Annotated in this window: 2 protein-coding genes; both read right to left on the reverse strand. The window is 44.8% G+C overall.

Translation table 11 applies throughout. The features are described from left to right. Positions 1–96: 96 nt before the first annotated feature. Positions 97–1,320: a sodium/glutamate symporter gene (gene gltS / locus AB4512_RS21135; protein WP_017078222.1), complete on the reverse strand. Its 1,224-nt coding sequence runs from the start codon at positions 1,318–1,320 to the stop codon at positions 97–99. Between the two features lie 77 nt (positions 1,321–1,397). Then, positions 1,398–2,771, reverse strand: coding sequence for a patatin-like phospholipase family protein (locus AB4512_RS21140; RefSeq protein WP_102393707.1), 1,374 nt, complete (start codon positions 2,769–2,771; stop codon positions 1,398–1,400). Between the last annotated feature and the right edge of the window lie 209 nt (positions 2,772–2,980).

The raw sequence follows: 2,980 nt of genomic DNA on the forward strand, positions 1-2,980 counted from the left end.
CTATACGAGCGGCTCTTTTTATTGGGATACACCGCCTAAATAAATTGCGGTACACCGCTTTTACAAATTGTGGTGTACCGTCTTAACAAAGGTCAGCTACATCATTCTCATGAAGTAAGGAATAATCAGGGCGTTCGCTAAATCAATGAAGAACGCGCATACCAATGGCACGATGATGAAGGCTTGTGCTGAATGCCCATACTTTTGACTTACTGCCGACATGTTTGCCATGGCTGTCGGTGTTGAACCTAACGAAATCCCTCCGAACCCAGCACATACAACAGCCGCATCATAGGTCTTACCCATTGATGGGAACACGATGAAGATATTGATTATCACGGCCAGTAGCAGCTGCATTGCCAATATCGCGAAGATAGGACCCGCCAAGTCAATGAGCGTCCAAAGCTGCATGCTCATTAATGACATCGCCAAAAATGTACCCAGGGAGATTTCAGCAATTAAGTCGATAGCGGGCGAGCGTGTCGGCCATTTTGCGCCCGAGATTCTAGGGTAGGAGTCTGGCATTACGTTGGTGATCACGATACCCGCAAACAAGCACGATACGAACAGTGGAAGCTGTAATCCTGTCTGACTGATCAATTCATTAAGCAACGCGCCGACAATGACACAAATATGGATCGCTAACACGGCGTCTAAAAATTGAAATGATGTGAGGGCTTGTTGTTGCTTTTTGGCATTTGAATCGATTGAGCCTGATTGCTCATCGGTAGGTTTGAGGTTATGACGCTTGATGAGAAACTTTGCAATAGGACCGCCCATAAGGCTGGCTAAAATCAGCCCGAACGTTGCACTGGCGATACCAATTTCCATTGCGCTTTCTAGGCCGAATTCTTCTGCAACCTTGGGTGCCCAAGCAATCGCGGTGCCATGTCCGCCAATCAGTGAAATACTTCCGCTGAGTAGACCAAAGACAGGCTCTAGGCCAAACATTGATGCGACAGAAATACCGACGATGTTCTGCATGATCATGAAGAAGATAGTGATTGCTAGCAAAATGACCAAGGGCTTTCCGCCTTTGAACAGATCTTTCAAACTTGAGTTAATACCAATCGTGGTAAAGAAGTAGACCAATAATACATCGCGAGCAAACAGATCAAACTGCACTTCGATTGAGGTCGTCGCGTAAAGAGCCGCGAACAGGAGCGATGCCAAAATCCCGCCAGAGACAGGTTCTGGAATACTGAACTCTTTCAAAAAACCGATGACCTGATTGAGCCTCCGACCGATAAATAGAACCACGATCCCCATGGTCACAGCAAAGAATGACCCGAGATGTAAGATGTTGTTTTCAAATTCCATAGTGATCCTTGTAAAGGTGAAATTATGACGTAATTTTTGATGGCCAGATTGCGCTTTAATAAGCAACTAGATTAGCATCATTTATTATATTCAAATGATAAGAAGTTTTGAAATTCCGGATCGGCAACAAGTTGTTTGTTACCTTCTTCAATCAATAGGTCGACGTTTTCTTTGTCGATCATAAAGTCCGTCGGAATTTGATTGAGTAAGTATCGCTTGGCACTGTTGTCTGATTTATTCAAGCTGATCTCAATGAAGTGCGGAGAAACCTTACGACCTTGATGAGAGGCCAGCTCCGACCAAGACTGCAACTCGTCGACGATCAAATCTTTTGTTGTGTCGTTATAGCGATGCAGCTGGATATCGGTGATGACGTCCACCGTTTGTTTCATGGAAGGCGCTTCAATTGACTCTCCAATGCCAGATTCTGGGTTCGTCGATGCATCAACCGAAATGATGACAATAGGACGCGCGTGCTGGGTGTCGTACAAGTTTTTCAGCTCTTCGTTGTCGTTGTAACGCAAGTATTCAGACATCTCATACACCGACAGCAAACCGAGGTTGTCAGTAATCCCGCCATCCACAAGGTGGAGATAACTCACATCATCCTTATTGCTATATGACTCTAACGACTTGATCAGATTTCGGTTGCGGTAACTGGTGGCGTCGAATGAGGGTTGTATGTGTTCTGTTTTGTCGCAGTCGTTTTTGTTTTCAAGCACAACAGGAGTAAATACAAAAGGGACAGCAGAAGAGGCGGCCACCGAGCTAGACACGGAATAGCTGTTTAAGTCTGAACAAATCAGGTCAAAGTACTCTTGTGTGAATGAAAAACGCGAGCCCGTTGAAATGTCGGTTGCGTTAATCACAATGTAGGGCGCATTTTCTCGGTACATGTCGGCAAACGTGCTTTCGCCGAAGATGTTGGCTTTGTAATAGTCGGTGGCTTTGTCTGTTCTGGTGGCGTACGAGAACCAATAAGTAGGAGATAAAAGGATGGAAAACAGATCTTTCGAGACTTCGTGATAAAGGAACGTTTCTTCGTAATCTTCGAATATCTGGTCGCCATAGATACCATAATAGGCGGCGGTAAAGCTGCCACCGGATACCGAGCTGATCATATCGACTTCATCTAACAGATTGACCGTTTCACCATCGATTTCGATGTTGGTGTCGCGCAATGCTTGCAACACGCCATATGAAAGCGCTGCCGCACGTGTGCCGCCACCAGAAAAAGAGAGGATCAACGTGACTTTGCTATTGGGTTTATTGAAGCTCTTCGCCGTGTAGGCTTGATTTTTCTGCGCGGCAGATTGGCCTGTGTTGGTTGCTTTGTTTTTCGCGCTACAGCCTGAAAGGGCAAGCGAGAAGACCACTAACAGTGAAACTTTCGCGAACCCTTTAAAATCGGGACTAGGTGTGTTGAACGTATTCACTTTGTTTTTTGGCATAGCGCATTTCAAACTAACGTTGAGGTTGAGTGAAAGGCTATTTTCGTTGATATCTAATATGCCATCAATGGCATCACCTGTAATTCAGTGTCACGATTTTCATAACAATCTAGAGGTAATCAAGCTTATTTAGAACTGTTTACAGTCATCTTCAGCAATTTAGAGTTATTCCCAGCAATTTGAAGTTATCTCCTGCAATTTATAGATAC

It is taken from the genome of Vibrio sp. 10N.222.52.B7, from assembly GCF_041474275.1.
GTDB lineage: Bacteria > Pseudomonadota > Gammaproteobacteria > Enterobacterales > Vibrionaceae > Vibrio > Vibrio crassostreae_C.